Below are 13317 nucleotides of genomic sequence, written 5' to 3' on the forward strand. Positions count from 1 at the left end.
GGTCATCGAGGGCACTGTGATCCGTCTGCAGGTCGAGTCCCTGCCCAGCGGCGCGAGGCCGAAGCCGATGTGGCTGTGGTGGTCGGGCACCGACGCCACCGCCACCCAGGTCGACCTGCTCTGGCAGGTCTTCCTGCGGCGCTTCGACATCGAGCACACTTTCCGGCTGTTCAAGCAGACGCTGGGCTGGACCTGCCCGAAGATCCGCACTCCTGAGGCGGCTGACCGGTGGACTTGGCTGATCCTCGCCGTCTACACCCAGCTGCGGCTGGCCCGCCCGCTGGCGGCCGACCTGCGCCGACCGTGGGAGAAGCCAAGTCCGCCGAACAGGCTCACTCCGGCTCGCGTCCGCCGCGACTTTCGGCACCTCCGCCCGCAGGTGGCCTGCCCCGCCAGAGCACCGAAACCCTCCCGCCCCGGCCCGGGACGACCACCCGGCCGCAAGAACACCCGCCCCACCCCGCGTCACGACGTGCACACAGTCTCCAAACCAAGCGCCGGGAAGCAGCGAACGAAGAAGTCAACGAACCCACGACCCCGCCGCACAGGTTAAAGATCAAGCTAGGGCGTGTTGCGAAAGTCCCGTCGTTCGCCCGAAGGGCGGGCCTCGCGGCGTCAGGTGCGTGCTCTCGGCGTGCCGGGCGGAAGCCCTCGTACTGGATGTACTTGGGGTTTCGCCCGGTGCGGCGAGAGTGCGTGCATGGCGTCGCGAGGCAGGCGGGACTTTCGCAACACGCCCTAGCCGACCACCCGTCCGTTGAGCACGACCCGCCGCGGCGTCGCCAGCACCCGTACGTCCTCCCGCGGGTCGGTCTCGTACACCACGAGGTCGGCGGGGGCTCCCTCGTCCAGCGCGGGGCGTCCGAGCCAGGTCCGGGCGGCCCAGGTGGCTGCCGAAAGGGCCTCCAGGGGCGGGATCCCGGCGGTCACCAGCTCGGCCACCTCGCCCGCGGCCAGGCCGTGGGCCAGCGAGCCCCCGGCATCGGTGCCGACGTACACCGGGACACCGGCGTCGTACGCCGCCCGCACCGTGTCGTAGCGCCGCTCGTACAGCCGGCGCATATGGGCCGACCAGCGGGGGAACTTCGACTCGCCGCCGTCCGCCAGTCCCGGGAACGTCGCGATGTTCACCAGCGTCGGCACGATCGCGACCCCCCGCTCCGCGAACAGCGGGATCGTCTCCTCCGTCAGCCCCGTCGCGTGCTCGATGCAGTCGATGCCCGCCTCGACCAGGTCCCGCAGCGAGTCCTCGGCGAAGCAGTGCGCCGTGACCCGGGCACCGAGGCGGTGGGCCTCCGCGATCGCCGCCTCCACCGCCTCCCGCGGCCAGCAGGCCGACAGGTCCCCCACCTCACGGTCGATCCAGTCGCCCACCAGCTTCACCCAGCCGTCGCCGCGCCGTGCCTCCTGGGCGACGTAGGCGACCAGGTCGTCCGGCTCGATCTCCCAGGCGTAGTTGCGGATGTAGCGGCGCGTGCGCGCGATGTGCCGGCCGGCCCGGATGATCTTGGGAAGATCGTCCCGGTCGTCGATCCAGCGGGTGTCCGACGGGGAACCCGCGTCCCGGATCAGCAGCGTGCCCGCGTCCCTGTCCGTCAGCGCCTGCTTCTCCGAGACGTCCTCGGGGACCGGGCCGTGCGCGTCGAGGCCGACGTGGCAGTGCGCGTCGACCAGGCCGGGCAGCGCCCAGCCCTCGACGGTACGGACGTCGCGGGCCCCGGCGGGGCGGTCGTACGAGATCCGGCCGTCGACCACCCACAGCTCGTCGCGGACGTCCTCGGGCCCGACGAGCACCCGTCCCCTCACGTGCAGCACCGCGTGATCGCTCATGTACTGCACCTTAGTTGGCGTTCGCCTGCTACTGCTTCCGGCCGACCTGGTCGGAGGTCTCCTCCTCCACCTCGGCCCTCGCGGGGTCCAGGAGCCGGGAGAGGAAGTGCCGGGTGCGCTCGTGGCTCGGGTCGCCGATGACCTGCTCGGGGGTGCCGTCCTCGACGATCACGCCGCCGTCCATGAAGACGACGCGGTCGGCGACCTCGCGCGCGAAGGTCATCTCGTGGGTGACGACCATCATCGTCATGCCCTCCTGCGCCAGCCTGCGCATCACGGCGAGGACGTCGCCGACCAGCTCAGGGTCGAGCGCCGAGGTCGGCTCGTCGAACAGCATCACCTCGGGGCCCATGGCGAGGGCGCGGGCGATGGCGACACGCTGCTGCTGACCGCCGGAGAGAGAGGAGGGGTAGGCGTCCGCCTTCTCCGACAGACCGACCCGCTCCAGGTTCTCGGCGGCGATCTTCGCCGCCTCGGCCTTGTCCCGCTTGAGGACCCGGCGCTGCGGAAGCGTGAGGTTCTCGGTCACCGTGAGGTGCGGGAAAAGGTTGAACTGCTGGAACACCATGCCGATACGGCGGCGTACGGCGTCGATGTCCACATCCGGGTCGGTGACCTCGGTGCCGCCGACGAAGACCTGGCCCTTGGTGGGTTCCTCGAGGAGGTTGACGCAGCGCAGCAGGGTGGACTTGCCGGAGCCGGAGGGGCCGATGACGCAGACCACCTCGCCCTGGCCGATCTCCAGGTCGATGCCGCGCAGCACCTCGTTGTCACCGAAGGACTTGTGCAGGTCGCGGACCGTGATCTCGGGGGTGCTGCTCACTTGGTGGCTCCCTGGGCCTTGGCCTCCATACGGCGGACGACGAAGCCGAGCGGGATCGTGACCAGCAGGTAGCACAGGCCGGCGACCAGGATCGGCGTGGAGTTGGCGGTCGTGCTGGCAAGGTCGCGGCCGAACTTGGACAGTTCGCGCTCCTCCAGCGTGACGCCGAGGAACAGCACCAGCGAGGAGTCCTTGAAGAGCAGGACGAGTTCGTTGGTGAGCGGCGGGAGGATGATCCGGAAGGCCTGCGGGACGATGATGGAGATCATCGCGCGAGTGGGCGAGAAGCCCAGCGAACGCGCCGCCTCCATCTGGCCCTTGGGCACGGCCTGGATGCCCGCGCGGATCGTCTCCGCCATGTACGCGGCCGACACCAGGCCGAGTGCGAGGGCGACCTTGCCGTACGTGCCGCCGATGATCTCCGTGCCGGGGAAGGCGAGCGGCACGGCGACACCGACGAAGATGAAGATCAGCAGCGCGGGCAGGCCGCGGAAGATCTCGATATAGACGCCGGCGACCCAGCGGTACGGGCCGACGGACGACAGCCGCATCAGTGCGAGGAGCATGCCGAGCACCAGGCCGACGACGAAGCCGGACAGCGTGTACAGCACGGTGTTCTTCAGCGCCAGCGTGATGACGTCCGGGAACATCTGCCGGGCGATGTCCACCTGCGCGAACTGGTTCTGCAGCCGTCCCCAGTCCGCCGTGAGCGCGAAGGCGATCACGGCGGCGACGAAGACGGTGTACTGGACACCGCGCGACACCCTGCGCTTCTGGGTCCGGGTCAGCCCCTTCCTACGGGGCTGCGCGTCGGCCCTGGCCGTGTCCGTCGTGTGGGTCATGAGGCGGCGGGCGAGGCGACGGACGGGTTGTAGGGGCCGATCCACTGCTCGTACAGCTTCTTGTACGTGCCGTCGGCCTTCGCGTCCTTGATCGCCTTGTTGATGGCGGCGAGGAGCTTGGTGTTGCCCTTCTTCACCGTGAAGCCGTACTGCTCACCGGTGTTGATGTTGCCGACCAGCTTGAAGGCGTCGGCGTTGGCCTTGTCCTTGAGCCAGCCCTGCACGACCGGGTAGTCGATGACGACCGCCTGGACCTGGCCGGTGCGCAGGCCGTTGAGGACGGCGTCGGAGGACTCGAAGGAGATCGGGTCGAAGCCCTCCTTCTTCGCGTAGTCCTCGCCGGTGGTCTGCGCCTGGGCGCCGAGCTTCCTGCCCTTGGCCTTGACGTCGGCCAGCGAGGTGATGCCGCTCTTCTTGTCGACCAGGACGGCCTGGGTGGCGTCGAAGTAGGGGTCGGAGAAGTCGACGTGCTTCTTGCGCTCGGCGGTGATGGTCATGCCGGCCGCGGCGAGGTCGCACTGGCCGGAGTTGAGGAACGCGCCGGTCTTGAAGTTCTCGAACGGCGTGTCGACGATGGCCTGCTTCACCCCGAGGTCCTTGGCGACCAGGTCGATCATCGAGACGTCGAAGCCCTGCACCTTGCCGTCGATCTCCGACTGGAAGGGCGGGTACGGCAGGTGGGTGCAGGTGGTGAGCTGACCGGCCTTGACGAGTTCCACCCCACCGGCGGCCGACTTGCCGGCGCTGCCGCCGCTGCCGCTCGAGGTGCAGCCGGCCACGAGCAGTACGCCGGCCGTCGCGGTGGTGGCGGCCAGGATGCGGGCCCGGCGCCCGAAGAGCGTGTTCACGGAGGACCTCTCTGTGGGGAATCTCGACTTCCCCTGTGGGGGGATGAGCGGGTTCCGATTATAAGGAGCAGTTTGGGTTCCTCAAACCAATCCGATGGCCGGAGGGCCTTCTCACCTCAGAAGCGATCGGCAAACGGGTGACGACGGCCGCCGGTTACCCTCAAGACCGTCATCGACACCGACATCGACATCGCACCGACGTCGCCCCCCGCACCGACACCGACACCGACACTGTCGGCCTCCGCGAGCGAAGAGAGCACCGCCGTGACCCATCCCCTCCTGGACCTCCCCCCGCTGAGCGCCGCCCGCTTCGCCTCGATCGAGGACCGGGTGGCGCGGCTGCTGTCCACCGAGCAGGACGTCGTGATCATGCAGGGTGAGGCGCTGCTGCCGCTGGAGGGGGCGATCCGTGGGACCGCCGGGCCCGGGACGACCGCCCTGAACGTGATCACGGGGCCGTACGGGCAGACCTTCGGCGACTGGCTGCGGGACTGCGGGGCGACGGTGCACGACCTGGCGGTGCCGTTCCACACGGCGGTCACGGCGGAGCAGGTCCGTGAGGCGCTCGCCGAGCACCCGGAGATCGACTTCGTGTCGCTGGTGCACGCGGAGGCGGCGACCGGGAACACGAACCCGGTGGCGGAGATCGGGGCGGCGGTGCGGGAGCACGGCGCGCTCTTCTATCTGGACGCCGTGGCCTCGATCGGTGCGGAGCCGGTGCTGCCGGACGCCTGGGGGGTGGACCTGTGCGTGATCGGGGCGCAGAAGGCGATGGGCGGGCCGGCGGGGGTGTCGGCGGTGTCGGTGAGCGAGCGGGCGTGGGCGCGGATGGCGTCGAACCCGGGGGCGCCGCGCCGGTCGTATCTGTCGCTGCTCGACTGGAAGGAGCGCTGGATCGACGGCGGCCGGAAGGCGCTGCTGCACGCTCCGGCGCAGCTGGAGATGCTGGCGCTCGAGGCGTGCCTGGAACGCCTCGAGGCGGACGGACTGGAGACGGTGATGGCCCGGCACCGGTCCGCGGCGGCGGCGACGCGGGCGGGGGCGGTCGCGCTCGGTGGCGGTCTGGAGCCGTATGTGTACGAGGCGTCGGAGGCGGCGCCGGTGGCCACGACCTTGCGGGCACCGTCCGGTGTGGTGGCGGCGGAGCTGGTCGCGCGGGCGCTGGAGGGTGACCCGGGGGTGCCGTTGGCGGCGGGCGGGGGTGCGCTGGCGAAGGAGATGATCCGCGTCAACCACTACGGGGCCGACGCGACGGCGGAGGCGGTTTCGGCGAGTGTCGCTGCGCTGGGGGCGGCACTGGGGGAGCTCGGGGTGGATGTGGACGTGGAGCGGGCTCGGGGGGTGGTCGGGGAGGTGTGGGGCTAGCTGTGCGTCGGGGCGGGAACCGAGGGGTTCTCGCCCCCGCCGCCCTCACCCTTCCCATCCCCGGGGGCTCCGCCCCCGGCCCTCAACCGGGGACCGCGTCTCCTGACCCTGCCGGGGCTGCCACCTCCAGCCCTGAGAGCCGCCGCCACCCGGCCGCGCCCGCGTCTCCGCACCCAGCCGCCCACGGCCTCGCTTCAGGGACCCGCCCAGACGCCCCGCGTCGTCGAAACGCCGGACAGGCCGATAGCGCCGCCCGGGATCCGACTCCCGTAGTCGCCGCAGATCGGACTTGCCGGGAACGAATCGGCGGAGTGACCGGAGCCTGGAATCGACATTGCCCTCCGGGCTTCTTCCAGGTAATTCTGGAATTCCATTCCAGGTAGCTCCCCGTATTCTTCTGCCCGCTCTTCTCCGACCTAAACGCAAAGATTCTGCGAACACCGTCCGGGGTAATTCGGGCAGATCTCGTGTGTGTTACCGGGGTGTGATCGACTCCACAAGGCAGGCGTTTCGTCCGGTAATGTCGGCACATATCCTCAGCAACCGCAGCCGGTCCGCGCGTACGTACGCGCCCGCGCGATAACACATCCTCCGCCCATCCGTAACCCCACCCGGCGATGCAATTTCGAATTTCCATGGGTAAATTCAATCGGCATGACCGCCGCACAAGCAGACCTGTCAGCGGAATTCCTGGAAGTGTCGGAGGGGCTACGGATCGACCGTCCGGAGGTGGCGGACGGTGCCGCTCTCTGGCGTATCGCCAAGGACTCCGAAGCCCTCGATCTGAACTCCTCCTACAGCTATCTGCTGTGGTGCCGTGACTTCGCCGGCACCTCGGCCGTGGTGCGCGCCGAGCCCGGCGGGCGGCCCGTCGGGTTCCTCACCGCGTACCTGCGGCCCGAGCGCCCCCGCACCCTCCTCGTGTGGCAGGTCGCCGTGGACGCCGCGTACCGCGGGCGCGGCCTAGCCGCCCGCCTGCTCGACGCGGTCGCGGCACGGGTCGCCGCCGAGCACGGCGTCACCGCCATCGAGACCACCATCACCCCGGGCAACACCGCCTCCGAGCGGCTGTTCACCTCGTTCGCCGACCGGCACGGCGCGACCGTCGAGCGTGAAGTGCTCTTCGACACGCGCCAGTTCCCGGACGGACCGCACGACCCGGAGGTCCTGTACCGCATCGGGCCCCTCAAGCACACCGCCTGATCCCCCCACCCCCATCCCCACCCCCAGTCCGACTCCCCCTCCCCCACACACCGAGGAGCGTTTTCGTCGTGACCATCACCCAGCCGGACCTCAGCGTCTTCGAGACCCTCGAGTCGGAGGTGCGCAGCTACTGCCGCGGCTGGCCCACCGTCTTCGACCGCGCACAGGGCAGCCGCATGTACGACGAGGACGGGCACGAGTACCTCGACTTCTTCGCCGGCGCCGGATCACTCAACTACGGCCACAACAACCCCGTGCTGAAACGGGCGTTGATCGACTATCTGGAGCGGGACGGCGTCACCCACGGGCTCGACATGTCCACCGTCGCCAAGCGTTCCTTCCTGCAGACCTTCCAGGACGTGGTGCTGCGCCCGCGCGACCTGCCCTACAAGGTCATGTTCCCGGGGCCGACCGGCACCAACGCCGTCGAGTCCGCCCTGAAGCTGGCGCGCAAGGTGAAGGGACGCGAGGCCATCGTGTCGTTCACCAACGCCTTCCACGGGATGTCCCTGGGGTCGCTGGCCGTCACCGGCAACGCCTTCAAGCGCGCCGGCGCCGGCATCCCGCTGGTGCACGGCACGCCGATGCCCTTCGACAACTACTTCGACGGCACGGTCCAGGACTTCCTCTGGTTCGAGCGGCTCCTGGAGGACCAGGGATCCGGTCTGAACAAACCCGCCGCCGTGATCGTCGAGACCGTGCAGGGCGAGGGCGGCATCAACGTCGCGCGCCCCGAGTGGCTGCGCGCCCTCGCCGAGCTGTGCGAGCGGCGGGACATGCTGCTGATCGTCGACGACATCCAGATGGGCTGCGGCCGCACCGGCGCCTTCTTCTCCTTCGAGGAGGCCGGGATCGTGCCGGACATCGTCACCGTGTCCAAGTCGATCAGCGGCTACGGGCTGCCGATGTCGCTGTGCCTGTTCAAGCCCGAGCTGGACGTCTGGGAGCCGGGCGAGCACAACGGCACCTTCCGCGGCAACAACCCGGCGTTCGTCACGGCCACCGCCGCTCTGGAGACCTACTGGAGCGACGGGTCCGCGATGGAGAAGCAGACCCGGGCGCGCGGCGAGCTGGTCGAGCGCGAGCTGGCCTCGATCACCGACGAGAACCGCGCCGACGTGAAGGAGTACCGCGGCCGCGGGCTCGTGTGGGGCCTGGAGTTCCACGACAAGGAGCGGGCCTCGCGGATCGCGCGCCGCGCGTTCGAGCTCGGGCTGCTGGTGGAGACCTCGGGTCCCGAGAGCGAGGTCGTCAAGCTGCTGCCCGCCCTCACCATCACCCACGACGAGCTGGACGAGGGTCTGGGCATCCTCGCCCGCGCCGTCCGCGAGACCGCCTGAAAACCCCTCAAGAGGAGGCACACAGTACCGTGATCGTCCGTTCGTTCAAGGACATCGAAGGTACCGACCGGCATGTGAAAGCCGCGTCGGGCACCTGGGAGAGCAAGCGCATCGTCCTCGCCCGGGAGAAGGTCGGCTTCTCCCTGCACGAGACGATCCTGTACGCGGGCACCGAGACGTCGATGTGGTACGCGAACCACATCGAGGCGGTCGTGTGCGTCGAGGGCGAGGCGGAGCTGACCGACAACGAGACCGGGAAGACGTACACGATCACGCCCGGGACCATGTACCTGCTGGACGGGCACGAGCGGCACACGCTGCGCGTGAAGCAGGACTTCCGCTGCATCTGCGTCTTCAACCCGCCCGTGACCGGCCGTGAGGACCACGACGAGAACGGCGTCTACCCCCTGCTCACCGAGGAGGTGTGAATCACCGATGACCCTGACCACCAGCACAGCCGTCACCGATCTCTACCCCAGCCGCGGCGCCACCGAGGTGTCGGTCCCGCGCCAGGACCCGGTCGTGTGGGGCGCTCCGGGTACGCCGGGGCCGATCTCGCTGACCGACCTCCAGGCGTACGAGCGCGACGGCTTCCTGGCCATCGACGAGCTGATCACCGAGGACGAGGTCGCCGTCTACCGGCAGGAGCTGGAGCGGCTCGTCACCGATCCGGACATCCGCGCCGACGAGCGGTCGATCGTGGAGCCGAAGTCGAAGGAGATCCGGTCCGTCTTCGAGGTGCACAGGATCAGCGAGGTGTTCGCGAATCTCGTGCGCGACGAGCGGGTCGTCGGACGGGCGCGGCAGATCCTCGGCTCGGACGTGTACGTCCACCAGTCGCGGATCAACGTCAAGCCGGGCTTCGGTGCCAGCGGCTTCTACTGGCACTCCGACTTCGAGACCTGGCACGCCGAGGACGGTCTGCCGAACATGCGGACGGTGTCCGTCTCGATCGCGCTGACCGAGAACTACGACACCAACGGCGGCCTGATGATCATGCCGGGGTCGCACAAGACGTTCCTCGGCTGCGCCGGCGCCACGCCCAAGGACAACTACAAGAAGTCGCTGCAGATGCAGGACGCGGGCACCCCGTCCGACGAGGCGCTGACGAAGATGGCCTCCGAGTACGGCATCAAGCTCTTCACGGGCAAGGCCGGTTCGGCGACCTGGTTCGACTGCAACTGCATGCACGGCTCGGGCGACAACATCACCCCGTTCCCGCGCAGCAACGTGTTCATCGTCTTCAACAGCGTGGAGAACGCGGCGGTGGAGCCCTTCGCGGCTCCGGTCCGGCGCCCTGAGTTCATCGGGGCGAGGGATTTCACGCCGGTGAAGTGAGCCGGGCCCCGGCCGGGGCCCGGGGGTCGCCCCCCCGGAGATCACAGCATCGGGGCGAGGGATTTCACACCGGTGAAGTGAGCCGGGCCCCGGCCGGGGCCCGGGGGTCGCCCCCCGGAGATCACAGCATCGGGGCGAGCGACTTCACACCGGTGAAGTGAGCCGAGCCCCGGCCGGGGGGTCATCCCGTGAAGTGACCCCGGGTGCCCGGAGCCCGTCGTGCGAGGGGCTCCGGGCACCGCCGGGTCAGCCGGACAGCACGTCCAGCAGGCGATCGACGTCGGCGGGCGTGTTGTAGAGGTGGAAGGCCGCCCGCAGGTTGCCCGCCCGGTTCGAGACCTCGACGCCCGCGCGGCTCAACTCGCCCTGCCGGTGGCCGAGTCCGGGCAGGGACACGATCGGTGAGCCCGGTGCGGGGACCGGTTCGTGGCCGAGTGCGCCGAGGCCCTTGAGGAACCGGTCGGCGAGGGCAAGGTCGTGGGCCCGTACCCGCGCCACGCCCACCTCCTCCAGCAGCTCCAGGGAGCGGCGGGCGCCCGCGTACGAGAACAGCGCGGGGCTCTCGTCGAACCTCCGCGCGGAGCGGGCGAGTTCGGCGACCGGTCCGTAGCAGCTGTCCCAGGGCTCCTCCCCCGCGACCCAGCCGGCGAAGAGCGGGGGGAGTGAGCCGAGGTCCTCCGGGACCACCAGGAAGGCCACGCCGCGCGGGCAGAAGAGCCACTTGAAGGCGACGGCGGCGACATAGTCGTACGCGTCCGCGTCGAGGTCCAGCCAGCCGACGGCCTGGGACGCGTCCACGTACGTACGGGCGCCGTGCTCCCGGGCCGCCGCGCCGATGGCGGACAGGTCGGCGATCCGGCCGTCGGCGGACTGCGCCGCGCTGACCGCGACGAGGGCGGTGCCGGGCCGTACGGACTCGGCGATCCGCTCCAGCGGCACGGTGCGGACCCTCAGGTCGCGGCGCATGTGGAAGGGGTTCACCACCGAGCTGAAGTCGCCCTCGGCGGTGACGACTTCGGCACCCTCGGGCAGCGAGGCGGCGATCAGCCCGGTGTAGACGGCGACCGAGGCCCCAGCGGCCACCCGGCGGTCGGGAACCCCGGTCAGCCGGGCGAAGGAGGCGCGTGCGGCCTCCACGTCGGCGAACATGTCGGTGGGCTGCCCGACGGCGGCCGACTCCACGGCGGTCCGCAGGGCCTCCACCGTGCGGGCCGGCAGCAACCCGGTTCTCGCGGTGTTCAGATAGGTGTTCTTCGGGGCGAACTCGGCGCGGACGAGGGTCTCGAAGGTCTCCATGGGACCACTGTGCGGCCCGTGGAAGTCCCAGTCCATCGCCTATTTGTGCGTGGTTCCATCAAGGAGCCCTTATATGTCCGCCTGACCTGCGGGTCCTCAGTGCTGCGGCACCGCGCAGCCATCCGGGCCGCAGGCGTCCGCGTCACCCTCGTCGATCAGCCGGAGCGGCGGACGGTCGCCCCAGGCCTGGGTCAGCGCCTGCGCGAAGACCTCCGCGGGCTGGGCGCCGGAGACGCCGTACTTCCGGTCGAGGACGAAGAAAGGGACGCCGTTCGCGCCCAGCTCGGCGGCCTCGCGCTCGTCGGCGCGCACGGCGTCGGCGTAGGCGGTGGGGTCGGCGAGGACCTTGCGGACGTCCTCGGCGGCGAGCCCGGCCTCCACGGCGAGCTCCACCAGCCGCTCGTCGCCCTCGGTGAACAGGGACCGCTCCTCGGCGAAGTTCGCCCGGTACAGGATCTGGATCAGCTCGTCCTGCTTGCCCTGCTCCTTGGCGAAGTGCAGCAGGCGGTGCATGTCGAAGGTGTTGCCGTGGTCGCGGCCCGTGGTGCGGTACTCGAGGCCCTCGGCGGCGGCCTGGGCGCCCAGGTTGTCCTCACCGGCCTGGGCCTGCGCCTCGCTCATCCCGTACTTCTTGGCGAGCATCGTGAGGACCGGCTGCACGTCGTCCTTGGCGCGGTGCGGGTCCAACTCGAAGGAGCGGTGCACCACCTCGACCTTCTCCCGGTGCGGGAAGGCCTGGAGCGCCTTCTCGAAGCGGGCTTTTCCGACATAGCACCAGGGGCAGGCGATGTCGGACCAGATCTCCACGCGCATGTCTTCGGCTTCTCTCCAGGTCGTACGGGTACGGAGCCTCCCTCCGCAGGCTGTGTGAACGTTCAAGCGCTCGGTTTCATTCCCCCGCGACACCGGGGACGGTGTACCGGAGGTGGACGTGGTGGTCGTCCTCGGCGCGCGGGTTCTCAGGGTCGGGGACCCAGCCGTGGCGGGCGTAGAAGACCTGGGCGCGCCGGTTGTCCACGTGCACGTCGAGGACGGCCGTCCGCTTGCCGTCGGCCTGCCACTCCTCCACGCAGGCCGCGTGGAGTTCGGTGCCGATACCGCGGCGCCAGTGACCGGGGTCGACGTGGAACTGGAAGAGCTTGACCATGTCGGCGGGGGCTCCCTGCGGGGTGCGGAAGGACGCGATGCCGACGAGGCGCCCGTGTTCGACCGCGCACAGCACATGCCCGTCGGGCCGTTCGATGGCGTCCCGCCAGGCGGCGAGCCAGTCGGTGCCCTCCTGCGGCAGCCCCTTGGGGTAGTACGTCGCCCGGGCCCGCACGTGCAGATCGGCCACGGCCGGCGCCTCGGCGGGCAGGGCGGTGCGGATCACCCGGCTCCCGGTCACACGCTCTTCGATCATGCAACGGAGGACGTGGCGGCGGCCGGGGCGGTTCCGAGGCGGCTGAACTGGGCGCGGTAGGCGCTCGGCGTCAGGCCCGTCCGGCGGACGAGATGAGCGCGCAGCGAGTCGGCGGTGCCGAGGCCCGAGGCCTGGGCGATCCGGTCCATGGGGAGGGTGGTCGTCTCCAGGAGTTCCTTGGCCCGCTCGATGCGCTGGTGGAGCAGCCACTGCAGGGGGCTGACCCCGCTCTCGGCGTGGAAGCGGCGGGTGAGGGTGCGCACGCTGACGCCCGCGTGCCGGGCCAGGTCGGTGAGCGTGAGCGGCTTGTCGAGGTTGCGCATGGCCCAGCCGCGGGTGTCGGCACAGGCGTTGCCCTGTTCGGGTGGCAGCGGCGTCTGGGTGAACTGGGTCTGGCCGCCGGGGCGCACGGGGGCGACCAGGGCCAGCCGGGCGACCCGGTTGGCGACGGCGGCGCCGTAGTCGGTGCGGATGATGTGCAGGCACAGGTCGATTCCGGCGGCGTATCCGGACGACGTCACGACCTGGCCGTCCTGGACGTACAGAACGTCTCCCTGGAGGTCCACCTCCGGGTACCGCGTGCGCAGCTCATCGGCGTGCTCCCAGTACGTCGTGGCGCGGCGGCCCGCGAGCAGGCCCGCCTCGGCGAGCAGGAAGGCGCCGGTGCAGATGGAGGCGATGCGCTTGTTCGCTGCGGCCGCCCCGCGCAGGGCGGTCACGACCCGCGGGTCCGGCGCGTAGGCCGATCCGGTGCCCGCGACGACCACCGTGTCGGCCTCTCGCAGGGCCTCGAGGCCGTGGCACACGTACAGGTCGAGGCCGCCGGTGGTGGGGACGGGACCGGGCTCCGGGGCGCAGATGACCACCTCGTAGCCCGGGCGTCCGTCGACCTCGGTCTTCGTGAACAGCAGCTCGGGGATGGCGAGGTTGAACATCGAGACGGGGGACGCCGCGATGACGGCGACCCGGCGGACCCCTCGCTCGTCGACCATGGCCAAAACCTCCGGACGTATGGCATTCGGGCCACTAC

At 70.3% G+C, this 13317-nt stretch carries 13 protein-coding genes and 1 pseudogene; 6 read left to right on the top strand and 8 right to left on the bottom strand.

All coding sequences use genetic code 11. The features are described 5' to 3' along the window. Nucleotides 1-553, top strand: a pseudogene (locus tag ACIRC0_RS12190) (transposase); the annotation flags it as partial. Nucleotides 554-738: 185 nt separating this feature from the next. On the opposite strand, the gene ACIRC0_RS12195 reads toward ACIRC0_RS12190, so the two are convergent. From ACIRC0_RS12195 to ACIRC0_RS12210, 4 genes are read right to left on the bottom strand one after another with little or no spacing between them, the layout of a single operon-like run. Next, nucleotides 739-1830: an amidohydrolase family protein gene (locus tag ACIRC0_RS12195; protein ID WP_403614760.1), complete on the bottom strand. Its 1092-nt coding sequence runs from the start codon at nt 1828-1830 to the stop codon at nt 739-741. Between the two features lie 28 nt (nt 1831-1858). Continuing rightward, a complete protein-coding gene (locus tag ACIRC0_RS12200; protein ID WP_403614762.1) occupies nt 1859-2653 on the bottom strand; it encodes an amino acid ABC transporter ATP-binding protein in 795 nt (264 codons plus the stop codon). Next, nucleotides 2650-3495, bottom strand: coding sequence for an amino acid ABC transporter permease (locus ACIRC0_RS12205; RefSeq protein ID WP_403614765.1), 846 nt, complete (start codon nt 3493-3495; stop codon nt 2650-2652). The genes ACIRC0_RS12200 and ACIRC0_RS12205 overlap by 4 nt, the downstream gene beginning before the upstream one ends. Beyond that, complete coding sequence (locus ACIRC0_RS12210) at nt 3492-4343, bottom strand: transporter substrate-binding domain-containing protein (protein ID WP_403614767.1); 852 nt, start codon at nt 4341-4343, stop codon at nt 3492-3494. Before ACIRC0_RS12210 ends, ACIRC0_RS12205 begins: the two co-directional genes overlap by 4 nt. Nucleotides 4344-4607: 264 nt before the next feature. On the opposite strand from ACIRC0_RS12210, the gene ACIRC0_RS12215 reads away from it, so the two are divergent. From ACIRC0_RS12215 to thpD, 5 genes are all read left to right on the top strand, one after another. Beyond that, a complete protein-coding gene (locus ACIRC0_RS12215) occupies nt 4608-5708 on the top strand; it encodes a pyridoxal-phosphate-dependent aminotransferase family protein (protein WP_403614769.1) in 1101 nt (366 codons plus the stop codon). Nucleotides 5709-6362: 654 nt separating this feature from the next. Beyond that, a complete protein-coding gene (gene ectA / locus ACIRC0_RS12220) occupies nt 6363-6911 on the top strand; it encodes a diaminobutyrate acetyltransferase (protein ID WP_403614772.1) in 549 nt (182 codons plus the stop codon). A gap of 68 nt (nt 6912-6979) precedes the next feature. Next, entirely contained in the window at nt 6980-8251 is a 1272-nt protein-coding gene (gene ectB / locus ACIRC0_RS12225) for a diaminobutyrate--2-oxoglutarate transaminase (RefSeq protein WP_403614775.1), read from the top strand. Between the two features lie 29 nt (nt 8252-8280). After that, nucleotides 8281-8679, top strand: coding sequence for an ectoine synthase (locus ACIRC0_RS12230; RefSeq protein ID WP_403614777.1), 399 nt, complete (start codon nt 8281-8283; stop codon nt 8677-8679). A gap of 7 nt (nt 8680-8686) precedes the next feature. Continuing rightward, nucleotides 8687-9589, top strand: a complete 903-nt coding sequence (gene thpD / locus ACIRC0_RS12235; protein ID WP_403614780.1) for an ectoine hydroxylase — start codon at nt 8687-8689, stop codon at nt 9587-9589. Between the two features lie 246 nt (nt 9590-9835). On the opposite strand, the gene ACIRC0_RS12240 is transcribed toward thpD, so the two are convergent. The 4 genes from ACIRC0_RS12240 to ACIRC0_RS12255 form a co-directional block, all read right to left on the bottom strand. Further along, nucleotides 9836-10885, bottom strand: coding sequence for an aminotransferase class V-fold PLP-dependent enzyme (locus tag ACIRC0_RS12240; RefSeq protein ID WP_403614783.1), 1050 nt, complete (start codon nt 10883-10885; stop codon nt 9836-9838). 96 nt (nt 10886-10981) lie between these two features. Continuing rightward, the gene (locus ACIRC0_RS12245) at nt 10982-11698 is read right to left on the bottom strand and encodes a DsbA family oxidoreductase (RefSeq protein ID WP_403614785.1); all 717 of its coding nucleotides are present in this window, start codon (nt 11696-11698) and stop codon (nt 10982-10984) included. Between the two features lie 76 nt (nt 11699-11774). After that, nucleotides 11775-12287: a GNAT family N-acetyltransferase gene (locus ACIRC0_RS12250; RefSeq protein ID WP_403614787.1), complete on the bottom strand. Its 513-nt coding sequence runs from the start codon at nt 12285-12287 to the stop codon at nt 11775-11777. Next, complete coding sequence (locus tag ACIRC0_RS12255) at nt 12284-13279, bottom strand: GlxA family transcriptional regulator (RefSeq protein ID WP_403614790.1); 996 nt, start codon at nt 13277-13279, stop codon at nt 12284-12286. Before ACIRC0_RS12255 ends, ACIRC0_RS12250 begins: the two co-directional genes overlap by 4 nt. Nucleotides 13280-13317 lie beyond the last annotated feature (38 nt).

Source organism: Streptomyces sp. NPDC093984 (assembly GCF_044764595.1).
GTDB classification, from domain to species: domain Bacteria; phylum Actinomycetota; class Actinomycetes; order Streptomycetales; family Streptomycetaceae; genus Streptomyces; species Streptomyces cynarae.